Origin of the sequence: uncultured Imperialibacter sp. (assembly GCF_963974565.1) — a bacterium.
Lineage (GTDB): Bacteria > Bacteroidota > Bacteroidia > Cytophagales > Cyclobacteriaceae > Imperialibacter > Imperialibacter roseus.
The window spans coordinates 85191-105329 of sequence record NZ_CAXBCJ010000007.1 but is presented as its reverse complement, the minus strand read 5'-3'; the positions used below and the strand labels follow the sequence as shown (position 1 = coordinate 105329).

The 20139-nt window shown below is 42.6% G+C and carries 14 protein-coding genes; 9 read left to right on the top strand and 5 right to left on the bottom strand.

Going from position 1 to position 20139, the window contains the following annotated elements:
- The first annotated feature begins 122 nt into the window (after positions 1–122).
- The 4 genes from AAC052_RS11670 (at position 123) to AAC052_RS11655 (ending at position 6243) form a co-directional block, all read left to right on the top strand.
- The gene (locus tag AAC052_RS11670; protein WP_317489045.1) at positions 123–2723 is read left to right on the top strand and encodes an SLBB domain-containing protein; all 2601 of its coding nucleotides are present in this window, start codon (positions 123–125) and stop codon (positions 2721–2723) included.
- Positions 2724–2738: 15 nt separating this feature from the next.
- A complete protein-coding gene (locus tag AAC052_RS11665) occupies positions 2739–3815 on the top strand; it encodes an exopolysaccharide biosynthesis protein (RefSeq protein WP_339813422.1) in 1077 nt (358 codons plus the stop codon).
- 80 nt (positions 3816–3895) lie between these two features.
- The gene (locus tag AAC052_RS11660; RefSeq protein WP_339813421.1) at positions 3896–5302 is read left to right on the top strand and encodes an O-antigen ligase domain-containing protein; all 1407 of its coding nucleotides are present in this window, start codon (positions 3896–3898) and stop codon (positions 5300–5302) included.
- Complete coding sequence (locus tag AAC052_RS11655) at positions 5299–6243, top strand: class I SAM-dependent methyltransferase (protein ID WP_339813420.1); 945 nt, start codon at positions 5299–5301, stop codon at positions 6241–6243. Before AAC052_RS11660 ends, AAC052_RS11655 begins: the two co-directional genes overlap by 4 nt.
- On the opposite strand, the gene AAC052_RS11650 is transcribed toward AAC052_RS11655, so the two are convergent.
- The 3 genes from AAC052_RS11650 to AAC052_RS11640 form a co-directional block, all read right to left on the bottom strand.
- The gene (locus tag AAC052_RS11650) at positions 6238–7404 is read right to left on the bottom strand and encodes a glycosyltransferase family 9 protein (RefSeq protein ID WP_317489040.1); all 1167 of its coding nucleotides are present in this window, start codon (positions 7402–7404) and stop codon (positions 6238–6240) included. The genes AAC052_RS11655 and AAC052_RS11650 overlap by 6 nt on opposite strands.
- The gene (locus AAC052_RS11645) at positions 7385–8527 is read right to left on the bottom strand and encodes a glycosyltransferase family 1 protein (protein WP_339813415.1); all 1143 of its coding nucleotides are present in this window, start codon (positions 8525–8527) and stop codon (positions 7385–7387) included. Before AAC052_RS11645 ends, AAC052_RS11650 begins: the two co-directional genes overlap by 20 nt.
- Positions 8528–8624: 97 nt before the next feature.
- Positions 8625–9563, bottom strand: coding sequence for a glycosyltransferase family 2 protein (locus AAC052_RS11640; RefSeq protein ID WP_339813414.1), 939 nt, complete (start codon positions 9561–9563; stop codon positions 8625–8627).
- A 144-nt stretch (positions 9564–9707) separates the two neighbouring features.
- On the opposite strand from AAC052_RS11640, the gene AAC052_RS11635 reads away from it, so the two are divergent.
- The 4 genes from AAC052_RS11635 to AAC052_RS11620 are packed head-to-tail and all read left to right on the top strand — an operon-like array spanning position 9708 to position 14831.
- Positions 9708–10811 (top strand): DUF1972 domain-containing protein, encoded by a 1104-nt coding sequence (locus tag AAC052_RS11635; RefSeq protein WP_339813411.1) that lies wholly within the window; start codon positions 9708–9710, stop codon positions 10809–10811.
- A gap of 16 nt (positions 10812–10827) precedes the next feature.
- Positions 10828–11478 carry a hypothetical protein gene (locus tag AAC052_RS11630; protein WP_339813409.1) on the top strand — a complete coding sequence of 217 codons (651 nt, stop codon included), beginning with the start codon at positions 10828–10830 and terminating at the stop codon, positions 11476–11478.
- A 7-nt stretch (positions 11479–11485) separates the two neighbouring features.
- Complete coding sequence (locus AAC052_RS11625) at positions 11486–13165, top strand: capsule assembly Wzi family protein (protein ID WP_339813407.1); 1680 nt, start codon at positions 11486–11488, stop codon at positions 13163–13165.
- A complete protein-coding gene (locus AAC052_RS11620) occupies positions 13155–14831 on the top strand; it encodes a capsule assembly Wzi family protein (protein WP_339813404.1) in 1677 nt (558 codons plus the stop codon). The genes AAC052_RS11625 and AAC052_RS11620 overlap by 11 nt, the downstream gene beginning before the upstream one ends.
- On the opposite strand, the gene AAC052_RS11615 is transcribed toward AAC052_RS11620, so the two are convergent.
- Both AAC052_RS11615 and AAC052_RS11610 read right to left on the bottom strand, forming a co-directional pair.
- A complete protein-coding gene (locus tag AAC052_RS11615; protein WP_339813403.1) occupies positions 14828–15745 on the bottom strand; it encodes a glycosyltransferase family 2 protein in 918 nt (305 codons plus the stop codon). The genes AAC052_RS11620 and AAC052_RS11615 overlap by 4 nt on opposite strands.
- A 6-nt stretch (positions 15746–15751) precedes the next feature.
- Positions 15752–17179: a flippase gene (locus AAC052_RS11610; protein ID WP_339813401.1), complete on the bottom strand. Its 1428-nt coding sequence runs from the start codon at positions 17177–17179 to the stop codon at positions 15752–15754.
- A 318-nt stretch (positions 17180–17497) separates the two neighbouring features.
- Here AAC052_RS11610 and AAC052_RS11605 point away from each other — a divergent pair, with 318 nt between their 5' ends.
- On the top strand, positions 17498–20137 hold the full coding sequence (locus AAC052_RS11605; protein WP_339813400.1) for an SLBB domain-containing protein: 2640 nt from the start codon (positions 17498–17500) through the stop codon (positions 20135–20137).
- The last annotated feature ends 2 nt before the right edge of the window (positions 20138–20139 follow it).

The following is a 20139-nucleotide window of genomic DNA, read 5'->3' as shown; positions in this document are numbered from 1 at the left end:
TTTCGTAGTACACCAACTATCCTGTCGCCTTCGTTGTCAGGGCTGTATTCCTATTTAGTAAGCTAATTAATTATCCTATCTTGCGCTTTATTTCTCGAAACCAGACTAAGCAAAAGGGTATCATGACCTTTTCGAACGCAAAATACCGTCTCCTGGCAATTTTCTTTTTGCTGGCCTCTGTAGGCAGTTATCAACCAGCCAGCTCGCAGGCTATTCCCGACTTCACCACTGTTAAAGTTGATGAGCTTTCCGACTCACAAATTATGGATCTGATGAGTCGAGGGAGTTCAATGGGTTATACGCCCGATCAGATGATTCAACTAGCACAGTCGCAGGGTATGCCGTCATCAGAGATTACCAAACTTACCCAACGTGTTGGCAAAGCTAATTCTGCTCGTGTGACCGGAGGCTCCTCTTATCCCGGAAGTCAGGTAAGAGGACAAAATGATTGGGAAAAAATCAGCCGACCCGTCCGTGATGCCGTTGAGCCAGAGCTTCCCTTGGAAGACAGAATCTTCGGTTTCACCCTTTTCAACAATAAGAACCCACAATTAACATTTGAGCCAAGCCTTAACCTGCCAACTCCCCGTAACTATGTGATAGGTCCCGGCGATGTTTTATTTATTGACATATATGGCGCAGCTGAGCAATATTTTGAAGCTAGGGTAAACGCAGAGGGTAGATTGTTGATAGCTAATTTTGGCCCACTACCTGTCAATGGTTTGACGATTGAGCAAGCCACGGAGCGAATAAAGGATAAGTTGGCCACCGCCTACAAAGGGATGAATGGTTCGACACCCAACACTTTTTTAAACGTGTCTTTGGGGTCTGTGAGAACTATAAAAGTGAACATGGTTGGCGAAGTTAGGATGCCGGGTACTTATACTATCAGCTCATTAGCAACGGTATTCAATGCACTCTACGCAGCTGGGGGTGTTACCACCAATGGGACTTTGCGAAAAATCAAAGTTTTTCGTTCGAATAAGCTTGTAAAAGAAGTAGACGCCTATGATTTTCTAATTGGCGGAAAATCTGAAATCAACATTCGGTTGGAGGATCAGGACGTTGTGATCGTGGATCCGTATTTGGCAAGAGTGGAAGTGAAGGGAGAAGTGAAGCGGCCGGCAGTGTTTGAGCTGAGAGGCGGTGAAAGTTTTGCTGATGTTCTGGCCTATGCAGGTGGCTTTACAGATGAGAGCTATAAGGATCGGGTAAACGTGACCAGGAATACGGATTCAGAAAAGACGGTTGCAGATATTTTTGGTGACCAGTTCTCCCTGTTTACGGCTAAAAGCGGCGATGTTTTTCGTGTAGGGAAAATCCTGAACAGGTATGCCAATCGAGTGCAAATAAAAGGCGCTGTATTCCGCCCGGGCAATTATTCGCTTACTGACGGACTTACGGTCAGAGAGCTTGTTAAAAGAGCTGAGGGGCTCTCTGGTGACGCACATTTGGCGAGGGCCATTATTACACGAACAAAAAGTGATCTTTCCACTGAAACAATTTCTTTTGATCTTTCTGACCTTTTGACCGAAAAAACAGAAGACATAGCATTAAGGCAAGAAGATGTAGTAACCATATTTTCAAGGTATGACTTGAAGGAAGAGTATTATGTAACTATTACCGGAGAGGTTAACCAGGCAGGTAATTTTCCATATTCTGAGGGCCTGACCGTAGAAGATCTGATTGCCCAAGCCAGCGGATTGAGAGAGGCAGCTTCAGAATCAAATATAGAAATCACAAGAAGAGTAAAAGATCAAAACTCCCGGGACATATCTGACATACTTTTAGTGGGTATTAATAAGGATTTGAGTCTTTCAGCGTCGGGCTCTGAAATTGATCTTGAGCCTTTTGACCACATTGTTGTCAGGCGAAATCCGAACTACCGGGTGGAGAGATTCATACAAGTTGACGGAGAAGTGTTATACCCGGGCAAATATGCCATTCGAAATGTCAATGAGAAAATATCCGACGTAGTGGAGCGAGCTGGCGGGCTGAGCGAGTTTGCTTATCCTAAAGGTGCTACGTTAATTAGAAGAACAGAGTTTTTCGAGAATGAGCCAGAACTAGCAAGAAAAATAGCGAGCCTGCAAGGGGTTAAAGAAAACATTGAATTGACCTCGCAGAGCCCTACAGAATCAGAGACATTGCGTACTGAAAAGGTTGAGGATGAAGTTTATCAGAAGGCTAGTGATCTCTCAGCCAATGAAGATTTAAGTAGCCTCGCTAAGCGGGAACGCTTGACAGAGATGGGTCTGAATAACCCCCTAATTTCTGCCGGAGGAAATAAAGGTACTGAGATTATAGGGATCAATTTGGAGGAAATTATGGCCAAGCCCGGATCCAAATACGATCTTATTCTGGAGGAAGGCGATATTATTAGTATTCCCAAACAGCTTCAAACAGTCAGGCTTAAGGGACGGGTTTTGTATCCCACTACAGTTCGTTATGAGAGTGGTAAATCAGCCAAATACTTTATTAATCATGCTGGGGGCTTTGATAGCAGGGCGAAGAGAAACAGAACGTACGTAGTTTATGCCAATGGCGAAGTGGCCCGAACAAGGGGATTGCTTTTTATTCGTGCCTACCCGTCTGTAGAACCCGGTGCAGAAGTAATTGTGCCTGTCAAGCCTTTCAAAATACCTTTGAAACCAAGTGAGATTATTGGCTTTACCAGCGGATTGGCTACTCTTGCGCTTCTAATCACCCAGATAAAATTCTAAAACCTGAGTCGACGTATGACAAATCAACACCAACCATACATTCAGGAAGATAAGATCTCGCTAAGGGAGCTTTTGTTGCGAATAACAGCTTTGGTTAACTATCTGCTGCGCAAATGGAAAATCATCGCCATGGTTGTTTTGGTCGGGGGTGTTTTTGGCTATCTGTATACACTGCGTAAGCCGACTTATACAGCACAAACAACCTTCGCACTTGAGGAGTCCAGTAGTTTAAGCCAAGTGTCAGGGCTAGCTTCTTCGCTTGGGCTAAGCCTTGGGTCTCTCGGAGGAGATGAAGAAGGGCTATTTAAGGGAGAGAATATTTTGGAGCTCTACAAGTCGAAGCGGATGTTAATAGAAACGCTTCTGACCGAGGTAGACCATAATGGAAGCAAGGAAAGGCTGATCAATACATTTGCAAGGGAGTCCAAATTGGAAAAAGTTTGGCAGTCAAAGAGTCACCTGAAGGGGTTGTCGTTCGATGTAGACCCCTCGCAATTTACCGCCAGTCATGACAGTATTTTAATTGAGGTAGTTGAGAAGTTGCAGAAAAGCTATCTAGCGGTCAACAAACCGTCAAGAAGGCTCAACATTATTAGTGTGCAGGTTAATTCTAAAGATCCTTTTTTTTCGGCAGCCTTTGATACGACTTTGGTAAAGAAAGTGAGTGAGTTCTACCTTTATAGTAAAACGAGAAAGACGACCGAGACTGTCGCTACGCTTCAGCATCAGGCAGACAGCGTAAAAAAGGTGCTTGATAGTTCGGTTTTTGATATTGCAACAGATCTCGAGAGAACCCTGAATTATAATGCCTTGAACCGAACGCAGAATGTGCCCATTCAGCAAAAGCAGATGGACTTACAATCGTCACTCGCTGCATATTCAGAAATTGTGAAGAATCTCGAACTGGCAAAATTAAATCACTTAGATCGGCAACCACTTATTCAAATAATTGACAGGCCTATGAGGTACCTCGAAAACAACAAATGGCGTTGGTATAAAGGCATCGTGATAGGCATGTTCGTATTTGGAATACTTTCGACAGGATTTTTTGTGGTCAAGTTCTTCTTTGCTCATGCGTTGGAAGCTAAGTAGACTTCTCATAGAGGACTTTGAATATGGTCTTGGATGAAAGATAGAGCGACCACGCCTTTTAAAACAGGAGTTAATAAGCAATGATGTTATTTCTGTTGTTTTTCTCAGCCGCACTATTGGCCATTGCCTATTCATCTTATAAAATCCTTTTTAAGGGTAATAGTGAGTATGTGATTGTTTTTATGTGTCTATACCTGCCAGCCTATATTACCATTTTAAGTTTAGTGTACAAGCAAACCGGATCAACGGTAGCTGTTGTTGTTTTCCAATACGCAAAAGAGCTCATTGTCCTGTTTGCATTTCTTGCCTTTATTTTTTTTAAGAGGGATTTCTTTACCTGGAGTTATAAGCTTTTAAGCATCGACGTAGTATTTATTTCCTTTCTTCTACTTGCTTTTGCATACGCTATTTTGCCACTTGGAGCTGCTGGGATTCCGGAAAAGCTGGCATATTTTAAAAACATTCTTATGCTTGGAATCATGTACTTTTTCGGGAGAAACTTCTCGAAAAGTGGGCGTGATACTACCATAGTTACTAACGTCATACTTTCCGTGGCGTTCATAGCATTCTTTTTTGTTGCGGCGGAAGCTGCGAGGGGGACGCACTTTCATAGTTCTACGGGGTATGCTCAGTATAATAAAGCCTTAAATGAAATTGAACCAACTGGTGAATACATGCTTTCATGGACTTTTGAAACTGCAGCTGGACATAAAAGGTATTCCTCTTTTTTTTCTACCCCGCTTGAGCTCGCAAGTGCAGTAGTACTTGCCTTCCCACTTTCGGTCATCTTACTGTTAAATGCGACGGACACTCTGTCAAGGGCAAAATATGTCGCATTAATAGTTTTGCTTCTGATTACACTTGCACTAACATTTTCACGGGCCTCTATGGCGTCGCTCTTTGTCGAGCTCGTATTTATTACGATCATATTTCGGTATTACAGAATGATTTTAGTGGGAGTTGGGTTGTTGGCATTTGCTGGCTTGTATTTCTATTTCTGGGCTCCAAAGGATACAGTCGATCTCGTATACGATACAATTACTTTTCAAGAACCGTCCACCCTGGGTCACGCCATTGAATGGTTTGAGGGAATTGACAGCATGATTGCATCACCCCAGGGAATAGGTCTGGCTATGAGTGGTAATGCTCGGGGTGTCGTGGAGGGACTTCGTGTTGGCGGCGAAAACCAATTCATCATATTTGGGGTTCAGTTAGGTGTTTTAGGGCTTTTTCTTTACTGTTTATTGCTTTTTATGTCGGTACGGTATTCATTTAAGGCTTATAGGCTGGCAAATTATAAAGAAGATCGAGTAATCCCGTTTACAGCCGCTACAGTGAAAGTGGGTTTGTTTTTGCCGCTTTTTACTTCTAATGCCGAGATATATCTTTTTGTCGCCTTTGTATCGTGGTGGATGGTGGGATATAGTGTTTCAGTTTATCAGATCAACAGAAGGCCCTTACTTCGACCCAAGTTAAACACCATATGAAACAAGCTTCCTGTCCTTTGTGTTCAACCAAGCCAGATGCGTTGGTATTGGAGAACGGAATGAAGATTTCAGAAGATTTCACAATAGTGACATGCAGAATATGCGATCACAAGTACACCTATTTTCTTGTGAATGTTTCTGAAGAAGGAATCTATAGGGATGAGCGGTATAGAGTGATTGACAATCGAAATTCGATATTTGACAAAATGCTTTCTTTTGAGTACAATCGAGTGGTTGGCAAGATTAAGAAGAGGTATGGTTCGGAACCCGCAGTACTTGATTTTGGAAGTGGGAAGGGTAAATTCCTCTCCTTGTGTAAGGAGGCTGGTTTCAGGACAAACGGAGTGGAAACGTCGGAACCAAGAGCTGACTTTGCCAGGAAATTTTATCACTTAGAAATAGATTCAAACTATTATTCCAAAGGCAAACTTCTGGGCGCTCCTTTTGATGTGATAAGTTTATTCCACGTTTTAGAGCACTTAAGCAAACCCAAAGACCTCTTCACGAATCTTATAGGTGATAATTTGGGTAGAGAAGGACTGGTAGTTGTGGAAGTGCCGAATATAGATAGCTGGCAATCAAGGTGGGCTGGCAAAAACTGGCTGCAATTGGACGTTCCTCGTCATATAAATCATTTTAGCCAAGACTCTATCATCTCCTTAATTGAGTCTTGTGGTCTTCATCCTGTTGAAATTAGCTACTTCTCTTCCCATGTGGGCCTCTTGGGAATGTTGCGTACCTGCCTGGGCTTGGTGGGCTACAAGGGAGACCTTATTCACAGTCTGAAAAACGAGAAAAGTATTCTTCTTTATCTCTTAATTGGAGTGTTGCTACCGGTGTCAACGGTTTTGGAGACGGTGGCAAGCTTATTTCATCGAGGCGGAATTATAAGGATTTATGCCAGCAACCCACATGCGGGGGAGAATAATGTTGATTCATAGGCTCTGAATAGCTCTTATTACGGCCTCTGGGCCTAGTTCAAACATGCATTTTGCATAGTCATTAACTTGAATATCACACTTTACGTGGGTGAGTTGATCGCACCTGCATTCACCACTATCCACTACTATTGAAAACTTGGAGTAAGGCCTGTATTCACAGGATCGTGTTGGCCCAAAAATAGCTACGATCGGAGTGTCAAAACAAGATGCTATGTGCAGAACGCCGGTGTCAACTCCAATAACAAGTGTAGATATCGAGGTCATCCAAGCCAGCTCAGTAAGGCTTGTTTTACCCGCCAAAGAGTACACTTTTGAAGGAAAAGAACTCGCAAGAGATGCAGAATTCTCCTGGTCTTCCCTTGTTCCAACGATAACAACTTTATAACCGAGGGTTAACAGGTGCTTGATAACGACTTCAAAGTAAGGAAGCGGCCACGACTTGATATCTTTTGAGGAGAACGGAGCGATTATAGCAAGTTTTTTTAGTGAGCTTGTGTCCAGAAGCTCCTCTAAATGTTTGGTTGCCAGAAGCTTCGCTTCTTCTGAAAGAAATATCTCAGGGTGACTCACTACAGGAACCTCTCCGAAGCAGGCGAGTACATCTAAAGTCCTCTCCAGTTCGTGTTTTGAGGCATCATATTCCGATGCGTAGTCCAGCATGAATTTGTTGCCTGACCTTGAGTTACCCACCAGCACCTTTGCGCCTGTAAAGAGCCCGAATAGTAACCCAAATCTCATGTCTCCCCTAAAATCAACCATCAAATCAAATTCCTCCCTCCTTAGGCGAAAAACGAGGTCTAATAATTCTTTAAGTAACGAAAAGCTGAATCGGTTATTTGTTCTCAAATGTCCCCAGGGCCAATTAAAAGTATCGATTCTGTCAATCCTGGGGTCTTTATTAAAAAGCGCCTTGGCTGAAGGATTAGTTAATAGTGTGATTTTGGCGTTGGGAAACCGGTGCCTTATAAATGAAAAGGAGGGGCTGGTCATAACTACATCACCTATATAGTCTAGCCTTACCAAGAGAATTTTTTTTGCTGGCAAGGAATTAAACTTCACACTTTTGCCAAACACCTTCTTAGGCAGAAAAAGTAGCCACAGAACAGCATTAAGTGGATATAGCAGTAGCCTTTTCTTCTTGTTATGTATCAGCGCTGACATCTGTTTTATTCAAAAAGGATGTGATTTTTGCTAACACTTTTGAGCCGAATGTTTCCCACGTAAACTCCTTCACCCTCTCAGTACCGGCGGTGGTTAGCACCTGGCGAAGTACCTCATCGAAAAGTAGCCTTTCTAGTTTGCTGCTGATATCGTCTATTTCGTATGGATCTATCAACAGGGCTGCGCCTCCAGCTATTTCTGGCATTGAACACAGATTGGAGGTTAATACAGGTACATTGCTTGCAAACGCTTCAATTATAGGGAGCCCGAACCCTTCATGCAAAGATGGAAACGCTACAGCCTTCGCATTTTGGTAAATTATCGGCAACTCAGCATCGGCCACATACCCACAAAATACTACGTCATTCGTCAGGTTTAGGCTCTTAATAAGTGATAGTATTTGCTTAGTGCTATCTGAATACTTGCCGGAAGCTGACTGCCCTACTATGGCCAACTTTAATTTTTGAAATGCTTCCGTGTGTTTGATTTTCAATATGCTAAAAGCTTCAAGAAGCCTTCCGATATTTTTTCTCGCTTCAAAGGTGCCAACGAAAAGAATATACTGGTTTGCAACAAGTCCACCGGGAAGCCTTGAATTGAGCTCCGGCGCACTTTTAAAAAACAGTTGATCGACCCCGTTATATACTACATGAACTTTCCTTTGGTCCAAACGCATTAAATCAACGATTTGCCTTTTAGCAAATTGAGAAACGGTGAATATCAAGTCAGCTCTTCTGATGGCTACTTCTATAAATGGAACATAGTAGAAATAGAACCATAAAGTGCTGGTAAACTCTCGCTGAGCCCGCATGTGTGCATCGTGGGCAATTACAGCCCGTGGACAAGGGCAAAACATAGGTGTGTTGAACTCAGGAGATAGTAAAAAGTCAGCTTTAGAAGTGTAGCATTTGAAAGGTAAATGAATATAAACCCAAAAGAACCGCAAAAAATGACCTTTGAGCTTGCCTGCGAGACTTGCTCCTTTTTTTAAAGAATAGCCGGGCTGAAGTTCTATCAATTCAATTCCTGGAGTTCTTTTTAGCTCAGCGAGCAAATTGATAGTTACCCTCTTTGTGCCGGCATTCTCTAACATCAAATGGTGAGTGTCAACTACTAATTTCATAAATTCTGTATTGCTTCAAAGCTATTCTAAACCGAGATGTATTGAGTTAATATTCACGGAATCTTTTTGATACCCGTCAAGCGAAATAGAACCAATTCTATTTTGCTCCTAAAACTATCGAAAAATAGCTTTTGAGTAGAGGCTTGAGTTGACTACCCATATTGCCTTTGGTAAACTGAACAACAATCTGGAGCAGGAAAATTAGCTTAAATAAGGGAAGGGATGATTTTGACCACCATTTTCGATAGTAATAGATCTTACTCGCCAGGAGCATTTCAAATTTGGCATGGTTAAACTTTTCTGTCGCCAAAGAATTTACAGCCCCACCTTCAAGGTGTATGATCTGAGCATCAGGAACAATATAAGAATCCAGTCTCTTTTTTGAAAGTCGATAAAACAAGTCAGTTTCCTCGTAGTACATAAAGAAGCATTCATCAAATCCATTAAGGTCATTAAAGGCATCAGCATAAATAAATATATCGGCACCAACGATGTAAGGTACTTTTGTCGGAGTGGTCTGATAGACGGCGGCGTTGATTGCCAAATGCCTTTTGTAATAGCCGCCAAGGATGAAACTTAACCCTAGCCCGATATTTCCCAACTCCTGGAATATTCCGGGTAAATTTCCGTAGGAAGAAGTAGGCTTTTTGTCCGCTGTGAGGAGGGAGCCACCACAAGCAATTATTTTAGGCCCTGATGACTCCAGAAAATCAAAAAGTATTCTTACAACGTCGTTGCAAATCAGCGTATCTGGATTGAGAAAAAACAAATATTTACCTATGGCTTTGGTAGCCCCAAGATTATTTGCCCTACCAAAACCAAGGTTCTCACCAGCGTAAATGATTTGAATATTGTTCCAATTCCTTTCCATTCTCAAAGAGTCCAATTTTAGCTTTTCTTCAACTTTGGAAGCATTGTCGACAATTATTACTTCAAAAGGAACATCTTTGCACTGAGCTGTCAGTGAATCAATGGAGTCAACAATAAGTGCCGAACTATTGTAATTTACATAAACGATTGATACAACAGTGTTCATTTTTCGTAGTGACACAACTTAAGAGTAAATGGGTGGGTCTTTGGAAACAAATGTAAAAAATTACTTCATCAGGCTCTGCCCCAATGAGAACGTTAAGAATATTGGTTTTGATATCAGAGGAAGGGAAGTTGATTGGTTAACGGAATGAAAATAGCGATTATTGGCTCCAGGGGATATCCTTATGTATACAGCGGGTACGAAACGCTGGTAAAGGAACTGTCGGAACGACTTGTTGAACGAGGGATTGAAGTAACAGTCTATTGTCATAAGGCGCTGTTTCAGGATCGACCGAAGCAGGTTAATGGTGTGAAGTTAGTGTACCTTCCTTCGATAGAAACGAAGGTACTTAGTCAGTTCATACACTCTTTTTTTTCAATGATACATGCCTGCTTTAGCAAAGTTGATGTCATCTTCGTTGTTAATTCTGCCAATGGGCCTTTTGGAGTGATATCGAAAATATTTGGAAAAAAAACAGCCATTAATGTGGATGGGATGGAGTGGCTTCGCCCAAAATGGAAGGGATTAGGTGCCCGATACTTTTATTTTGCTTCCTGGTTGTCAACCAAGCTTTACGATCAGATAATCAATGACTCGGAAGAGATGAGGAACATTTACCTCAAACTTTTCAAAAGGGATTCAATTGTGATTGCCTATGGCGCTACTATCCGACAGACTCAAGACGCATCAAAAATCAAAAAGTGGGGACTAGAGCCCAGTGGATATTACTTGATAGTGGGGCGTCTTATCCCTGACAATAATGCAGACTTAATAATCAAGGGATTCATGCAGTCTAAATCTTTGAGAAAACTCGTCATTATTGGCGATGTTCCATACAAAGATGAGTACTCCGAGAATATTAAACTGATGGGGAAAGAGGATAGCAGGGTTTTATTCACTGGCTATGTCACAGATCCTGAGGAGCTTGCGGAATTGTATCACAATGCCTATGTGTATTTGCATGGACATGAGTTTGGCGGCACAAATCCAACCATGCTGAAAGCAATGGCCTATGGTAGTTGTATATTGGCGCTTAATACCAAGTTCAATCAAGAGATGTTGCAAGGAGGAAAATTCGGTTTGTTTTTTGAGAAACAGCCGGGATCAGTGTGCGAGGTTATTGAGAACATGGAAGGCCATCCCAGTTTAGCACAGGCGATGAAGGAATCTTCGGTGGACGGCATAAATGAAAAGTATAGCTGGGATTATGTGACAAATAGGTATATTCAAGTCTTTGAACAATTGATGTAAACACGCTGTATTACTGATGGTTATAGCAGGCAGAAGATTTTGTTCATCTCTATTAAGTTTGGTTATTTCTTTTGGTTTGTCCTGTGAGCAGGCCGTAGTCTTAGACTCTGTACTTTATTTCAACGATTTTGAGACAACGGATTTGGACAACATTACTGGAGGCGAGGTGACGAAGTTCAATGGAAGCAAAGTAATAGGTAATTTTTTTAGGTCCGGTTTTACTTTGGAACTTGATGGAATACCGGACCATGATTATTTGCAAATCACATTTGACCTTTTGATACACGATTCCTGGGATGGTAATATTACCGGTGAGTACGGACCTGACTTGTGGTTTATGCATATCGATGGGCAAAAAGTAGTTTATACTTCTTTTGCAAATGGTCTATGCAACTCTGCTTATTGTCCCCAACAAACATATCCTGAGAATGGATGGCGATTTAATAATCCTGGGACTGGAGCGACTAGAAAAGATTTGCCAGCGTGGTGCACGCATACACAGTTCAGTAATAACAGCACTCTCTACAAAATTGCCCGGACAGTTGGGCATACGTCCTCAAAAGCTGATCTCAGGTTTTTTGACGAACTGACCCACCCAACAAATGACAAGTGTGACGAAAGCTGGTCGCTTGACAACCTTAAAATCACTCTTTTAAGAACAAACTAGTCGTCATATGTTCCTACGAGTGAATCTGCTGTTACTGATCATCCTACTTGGCTACTTCCTACGTGTGGAGGGTCAGTCGTTGCCTATGGGCTTCAGTCCACAGCATGAATTTTTGAGAAGGGAACAATTAAAAGGACATGTGGATTCGACACTTTCATTCAACCTGAGACCAATTTACTTGGACAGATTGACTGCTGATTCGGCTGTCCTTCGAGTGCTGAGCGGAAACTCCTTCCGAAAAGAGTTTGGAAAGGGGAAGGGAAGGGTTGAACTTCTACCGGTACAGTTTACCAATCAACTCAATACGTCAACACCCTATGGTTGGAACGATGGCCTCATGATTCCAGCCAGGGGATATCAGACTTATTTGACTGCTGGTTTTTTTTTCAAATACGGTATTTTCCAGGCACAATTTCGCCCAGAAGCTGTTTGGGCGGCCAATTTGAAATACGAAGGTTTTCCGACTGACAACGCAAGTTTGTTGACACGTTATTATAGTTATCAATACAACAGAATAGATCAGCCTGATCGATTTGGCAATGGGAATTATGCCAGATTTGCCCTTGGCCAATCTTTTGCAGGTATTAATGCCAAGGGGCTATTTCTGGGCCTATCTTCGGAAAATCTCAATTGGGGGCCAGGGAGGTACAACTCCCTATTATTAAGTAATAATGCCCCTGGCTTTGTCCATTTGGCCTTAAAGACGGTCAAACCGATCAATATTGGAATCGGAACGCTGGAAAGTGAAGCATTTGTCGGAAAACTTGTTTCTTCGGGCGTTGGTTCAGGATACTTTAGCTCTAAGTACTATAATCCTCCAACTGACGACTGGAGATATTTCAGCGGATTGCTAGTCAACTACCATCCTAAATGGGTACCCGGTCTTTCGGTTGGTATTGCGAAGGTGGCGCAACAATATTTCAGCGATACAAAGAAGCTTGGGCAATATTTTCCTGTATTTGGCAACTTATTCCGGAAGAAAGACAACTTCGCAGATGATTTGTATAATAGGGATTTTCTGTTGTCGATTTTTGGAAGGTGGGTTTGGAAGAAAGCCAACGCCGAAGTCTACTTTGAGTTTGGTAGAAATGATGCTCCCTATAATCCAAGGGCTTTGTTAGTTTCCCTTGATCACTCAAGAGCATTCCTATATGGATTTTCTAAACTGATAGACTTCCCAATTATAAACGACAGTAATATTCAATTTAACTTTGAAGTCACACAGCTTGAACAAAGTGTGAACTACGTGATAATTGATGCTCTCAATTGGTATACCCACTATCAGGTTCGACAGGGCTATACTAATAAGGGTCAGGTCATTGGGGCTGGTATTGGCCCTGGCAGTGACTCGCAATCTCTAGAGGTGAGCTGGGTAAGGGCACTGGACAAGGTGGGCCTATTGATCACCCGAAAGGTCAATAACAACGGCTTTTATAGACGACTTGCCAATGCTGATGCCAACCGCCGTCCATGGATCGATTTGTCATTTGGTTTGCTTTTTAACAAGCAAGTCGGCAGTCGTTTGCTAATCTCAAGCAATATGTCATTCGTTAATTCCCTGAATTACCAATGGAAGTACTCGTTCACCTCGCCAGACCGGGTGTTGCCAGCCGGTGAATACAAATTCAACCTTTTTTCAAACGTGCAATTATTCTACACCATTCCTTCGCAATCAAATGAAAAGTAGGAGTTTCTTTCAACTGGTAGCGTATTTGCTGCTCACGAAATTGTCGTTTGGACAAACGCTGCCTGCTTCCGGGTTTGAACCTTTTGAGGAATTGTTACGTCGGGAGCAGCTTGCCGGCAATGCGGAAATTGACTTGTCGTTTGCCAGCCGGCCGATAGATTCGCGTTATCTCGATTCATTAAACTTACCATTCGATAACTCGCTGCGTTTAAATGGCTCTAGCGCTCCAGGTCATTTGCAGATCAGTCTCCTTCCGCTTTTAAACAGGTTTTCGTACAATTCCTTTACACCCTACAGCAGAAATGACGGAACAATGCTCCCTGCCGTCGGAGCACAGAATATTATCAGCGCAGGGGTGTTCTTAAAATATCGGGGATTTAGTATGCAACTTCGCCCTGAATGGCAGTATGCGGCAAATAAGAATTACCAAGGCTATCCAGACATCCAGTACGACATTAACTGGGTGAGGAGGTATGTTTGGTGGAACAAAATCGATCAGCCGGAAGTGATTGGGCCAGCGAAGTACAAGAGTTTACTACCGGGGCAGTCCAACGTTCAATATAGTTTTGGAAAGTTGGCTGTTGCGGTTTCTACAGAAAATCTTTGGTGGGGCCCTTCAAAGCGCAATGCGCTTATCATGAGTAATAATGCCAGGGGATTTGCACACCTAACGCTTCGCACAAGCTCGCCTGTTAAAACAAAAATAGGTGGACTGGAAGGCCAGCTCATAGCTGGAAACCTTATAAACAGCGGAGGAACTCCCCCCGAGCCTGAACGAAAGTATCTTTCCAATCAACTTTATTACCCCAAAAAAAACAAATGGCGTTACTTGTCCGGCATCAACTTTGTGTGGCAACCAATTTGGGTCAAAGGTTTATTCGTCGGGTTCAGCAAAACCAAGCAGTTGTACTATTCCGATTTGAAGCAATTGGTAGATTACGTGCCCTTTTTTGTCCCGAAAGATGACCCGATAGCTTCAGTGCAAATTGGCCGATCTCCCTCCCAGCAGCAATCTTCCGGGTATGTGAGGTGGGTGTTTAATAAAGAACATGCGGAGGTTTACGCTGAATTTGGCTCCCATGGGAAAAGGAAAACTTTGCGGCAATGGCTTGAGCAGCCGGAAAAGAACAGAGGCGTCACTGTTGGCTTATCAAAAATGTTTTTGAAAGAGAAAGACGTTTATTGGCAAGTTGATGTGGAGCTCACTCAACTTGAGCAAACGCAAAAAGCCGGCATTTTTCAGGCGCAAAGTTGGTATTTGGGCGACTATGTGCGCCAGGGGTATACGCAGAGGGGTGAACTACTTGGGGCGACGATTGGACCCGGGAGCAATTCGCAGTATTTGCAAATAGCAAGGGGTAGATCTCTAAACCGTGTGGCGCTTTTCATGGAGCGCCTCGTGAATAATAATGATTACTATATTTTTGACTATTCTGACTATGGAGACTTTAGACGGCACTGGGTAGACTATACTATAGGGCTGGATGCGTCGTGGAGGCTCAGCAGCTTCGTGCTCGCAGGCCAGGTGGTGTACACACGCTCCCTCAACTACCAGTGGCAATTGGTAAACACCCCTGGTGGACCATGGTTTATAGCCGGGAGAGATGTTAATAATTTGCATGCCAGCATATCTTGTACTTACCTTTTCAAACATCAGAAAAACTAGGTCAACCAGTATTTTCTGAAAGCTTTATGTAGTCCCCATTTCTTTTCGATAAAAAGCCGTCCGGATAGTTTTTTAAACTTCCCGACTGCTATGAGTTGTTCCTTGCTAAGGAGCTCACCAAAAACGTTTTCAAATAGCTTTGCCATTTCAATTTCCTGGTGCATATAATCATCTCGCTGAAACAGCTTTTTGAGGTTGTTCATCCTTCTCTCTAGTTTCGTCAGGCGTCGATGATCGGGGGCATATGATACATTGTTTCCATGTTTCCTATAAAGAACCAGTGGCTTTTTTACGGCAGACACCCGTCCAAAAGAATACGCGATCAGTGCTAACCAATAGTCATGAGAGAGTGCGTGGTCAGGAGTTTCAACAAATAGCCTTCGCATTACTTGATTCATGAGTACGGTACATCCATGCACAAAATTTCCGAATAACAACGTTTCAAAACATCTGTGATAAGTGTCAGAGGACAATTCATTCCAAACGGAAGTGTTGATAATGTTTTTCTCTGAATCCATCACGATCATATCGGAGTAGACGATCGTTGGCTCTTTTCCTTCGTCAATCTTTTCGAGTTCGTCGATAAGTGATTTGAGCTTGTTTGGCAGCCAGACATCATCCTGATCAGAGAGAGCCAGGTAGTTTTGGGGGTTAACAAGGGACGCCGCTTTTTTGAAATTAGCAGTAACACCAAGATTCTGATCATTCACGAAATACTTCACGAGACCTAACTTTTGAAACGACTCCAGAATTTCCGCGGTGTCATCGGTGGACCGATCATCGCAAACAATGATTTCTTCGGGCTTCACTTCCTGATCGAGAATTGATTGAATTTGTTCCCGGAGAAATTTACCGCCATTGAAAGTGGCTATTGCCACTGAAATACCAACTTTTGGGTGTGGATTGTGTGTCATTTCAAACTAAAGGAAACGTTGTTTAAGACTATGTATGCCGTTTGTAATTAGACGATCCTTAAAAAGGATAAGTTGGCACAGCAAATAAAAGAAGGCACAGCATGCGACGGCGATGACCAATGTAATCGGGAGGTCAAGTTCCAATGAATTGATATAATTCACAATCGGAATAAACGCTAGCGATATAGCAAAAGATTTCAAATAAAGTATCCACTCAAAAGACAGAGAAAAATGTTTCCTTATGAAGTAAAAGTAGGAACAAGTAACAGCAAGCTCAGTACAAACATTGGCTACCGCAGCGCCTAGTTCTGACATCGAAGGAACCAAAAGAAAATTTAAAAGGAAACAAATGGCCACTCCAAGGCTCATAGAATAAAATGCCTCCTTATGATAACCGGCTGGCACTAGAATTACAAACACGAATAGGTGGCCCAACCCAACGAAAACGGGTAATAGAGCTAGAACCTGCATGCTTGAGACGGCGGGTAGGAAGTCCCTGCCTGAAAAGGCCTCGATGAATTGTGGCGCTAATAGACATAAGCCCATAGCAATGGGGATGGTAAAAAGAGCGACAAAATGAAAATCTTTTTTTATCAGCAGATTAGCCTCGGAGAGCTTTTGTTCGCTAAAATTTCTGGCGATTTGTGGAATAAGTACGACACCCAAAGACGTTATAATTGGCAAAGTGATTCTATTGAGTTTCACAGCGGCCGTATAAAACCCGACAGATGAATCGTCAGCCAAAAAACCCAGCAGAACGGTGTCAAGTATGGTATACATACTGCCAGCTATTGTGGTGCTGAAGATGTAGGTTAAAGGTTTGAGGTGTTTTTTTAGCTGAAGGCCCTTGAGAGTGAGCCCAGTCCTGCCGGATGCCAAAATGACATTGAAAAAGTGACTGCCTTGAATTGTGAACAGCACCACCAGCAGATAGCTCAAATAGTCATCTTTCGTTTTTACAAAAGCAAACAAAAGAACAAGCGACAATAACTTTATTGACAAAGAGCGGATAGCTATGGTCTTAAATTCTTCCAGCCCCGAGTAGAGCCATTCAATAGAAGTAAAGTTTAGCAAAATTATTATCCCGGCAAAAAGAAATAGGTTGATGTTCTCTTCAAAAAATGAAAAGGAAAATATAACTATAAGGTAGGTGATGCTCAGAATGAAGCCTGTAAGTAAAGAAATAACCGTCAGCTCTGAGAAGACCTTTGTGAGTTGCGCTTGGTCATTTTTGGCAGCAGCAATCGCCTGAATCCCATAAATGGGGATTCCTAAGGCAGCCATTAAAGTAAAATATTGGGCAAAGGAAACCACAAATTGAACTTTTCCGATACCCTCAGGGCCTAATACCCGAGACACATATGGAAAGGTAATGACAGGGAACAGTATATTAGATAAGGAAAAAAGAAGGTTGTAAAGGTAATTCCTTTTCATGGCAGAATTATGCTTCAAACAGTTATGCTAGTTGACGACAAATAACGTTTTTTAGCGGTCAATACCTTCACTATTCTTTTCAGTTGAAACTTTTGAATAAGTATTGAAGCTACAGATTTTTAGTTTGTTGAAAAATATAAATTAGCTTGGTCTTACTCAGATGATAACGATCAAAAAGGCCTTTGACAACTCGGCCAATTGGCCACGCAGTTGTTCTTGCTAGGTTTAATTCCATATATTTGCAACTTCAAATGCCGCCATGGAAGTAAAAATATTTCAACATCGACAAATATCCACAAAAAAAGCTTTAGAGAACATATGAGTACTAGTATTGTCACAGCGATGTTGAGAAAGCATTTTATATCTGTCCTTTTTTGCCTTTTGACTCTTTTGATAAGCGGTCAGCCAGCCGAGGCACAGTCGCTGCAAAATATTGCGACAGTGAAAGTTGATCAATTGACAGACGCTCAAATTCGCCAATTGCTCAGTAAAGCACAGGCTTCAGGTGTATCCGAACAACAGCTATATACGCTGGCTCAGCAAAAAGGAATGCCAGCAATAGAGGTCAATAAGCTTCGCCAAAGAATAAGCCAGTTGGGGACTTTATATCAATCTCAAACGCAAAATAGTGGGGCAGTTGTTCAAGGCAGCCAATTGAGGCAATCCAGCCCATCCCAGGGCGAGGGGCTATTCGAGTCAATAGGGGCGAGAGATTCATTGCGATTAGGTTTAACAGACATCGAAAGAAAAATATTTGGCTACTCTACCTTCCATAACAAGAGCCTGAACTTCTCGCCTAATTTCAATATGGCAACTCCACACAATTATGTAGTTGGCCCTAGTGATCAGTTGATTATTCAAGTATACGGAGTAGCGCAGGAGAGCTATACGTTAACTATATCGCCAGAGGGTAAGATCAATATTCCCACGATTGGGCTCATCCATGTTGGAGGCTTTTCAATAGATGCTGTTTCTGCCTTGTTGAAAGAACAGCTAAGCAAAAGGTTTTCTGGCCTGCGAGGCTCACAACCTAATACTTTTCTTTCCGTTACTATCGGGAATATTCGTACGATTAAAGTGAATATTGTTGGTGAATTGCAAAATCCGGGAACTTACACGCTGCCTTCTTTTGCCACAGTCTTCAATGCTTTATATGCCGCGGGGGGACCAACAACGAAAGGAACCTTCCGAAATATTCATATTTACAGATCCGGCAAACTGGTGTCGGATGTTGATATTTACGAATTTCTGACAAATGGTGAGGAAAGCAAAAACGTCATGCTACAAGACAATGATGTGATTCTCGTCAGGCCCATTGATAGGCGGGTTGAAATAATAGGAGAGGTCAGAACACCAGGTCTTTTTGAGGTAAAGAAAGGGGAGTCTTTAAGTAGTGTGCTTTATTTTGCAGGGGGCTTTACTAACAAGGCTTATCAACAGCTTATTTCGGTGAGACGAAATACAGCGATCCAGAGGAAAGTAGAAACGATACTTCAGCCCGACTACCGCAGTTTTCAACCCTTGGATGGTGACGAGTATCTGATTGGCGAAATTATAGATCGTTTCAGCAACAGGGTACAGGTTTCCGGGTCTGTGATCAGGCCTGGCGAGTACGAGCTTATCGAATCAATGACTCTAACGGAGCTGATCAACACCGCAGGAGGCATCCAAGGTGACGCATTTCTTTCTCGGGCTACTATTTACAGAACCTCTCAAGACTTTACACTTGAAGCCCAGGCCATTGACTTAAAAGCTGTATTGGACGGTAGTGCTCCTGATGTTGTGCTCAGAAATGAGGATATCATTAACATCCCGAGTCGGTATGACGTTCGTCAGGAGTTTTATGTGCAAATTTCTGGTGAGGTTAACCATACCGGAGTTTTTCCTTATGCAGTCGGTCTTACGGTTGGAGACTTAATTTTGAGAGCAGGTGGATTTAAAGAAGCTGCTTCAAGTGCGTCAATCGAGATTGCCCGAAGAGTGAAGGACGACCAGACAGGTAAAATAGCGCAAATTTTTACGTTATCTATACCGAAGAACCTGGAGCTTTCAGACGAGGATCAGTCGGTCATCCTTCAACCGTTTGATCATATCTTTGTCAGGAGGAGCCCAGGTTATCGTGAACAAAAACTTGTGTCTATCGACGGTGAGGTCAATTACCCTGGAACCTATGCGCTGGAAAATGCGACGATGAGGATATCTGACCTGGTGAAAAGGGCTGGAGGATTGAATCAATTTGCCTATCCACGCGGTGGCACCTTAGTGAGGCGAACCGAGTTTTATAACAAACCAAACCCGGATGAAGAAGTTGTCGAAAGCCTGCTCGAATTGAAGACTAATACTGAAAGGGCGGGGATTGATAATCCAGCATCAGAGAAACTTCTTTTGGAGAGGATCGATCAGAAAATTAAGGATGGGCAAGAAGAAATTGCTAAGCAACAGTTAGAGGGAACTGAGGCAGAGGCAACGCAATTTAAGCTTGATTTATTATCTGATGTATCGCAAACCAATGCGAAAACAATAAAAGAAACCGAGCTTGTGGGGATAAACCTTGATCAAATAATGGCCAGTCCGGGCTCCAAATTTGATCTGATCCTTCAGGAAGGAGACGTCATTGCAGTGCCGAAAGAGCTTCAAACGGTGCGCTTGCGAGGTGAGGTTCTCTATCCTACGACGACAAGATTTGACAAAAGGAGAGGATTCAAAGACTATATTACCAATGCTGGGGGCTTTTCGGATCAAGCCAGCAAAAGAAAATCTTATGTTATTTATGCTAATGGCAATGTAAAAAGAACCAGAAGTTTTTTGTTCGTACCTAACTACCCAACCATTGAGCCAGGTGCAGAAATAATTGTGCCTCTGGCACCACAGCGACAAAGGTTGAGTTACGGCGAGTTAATAACGCTAATGACGAGCGCCGTCTCGCTTTATATTCTTCTTTCTAATAAAGTTTTTTAAGT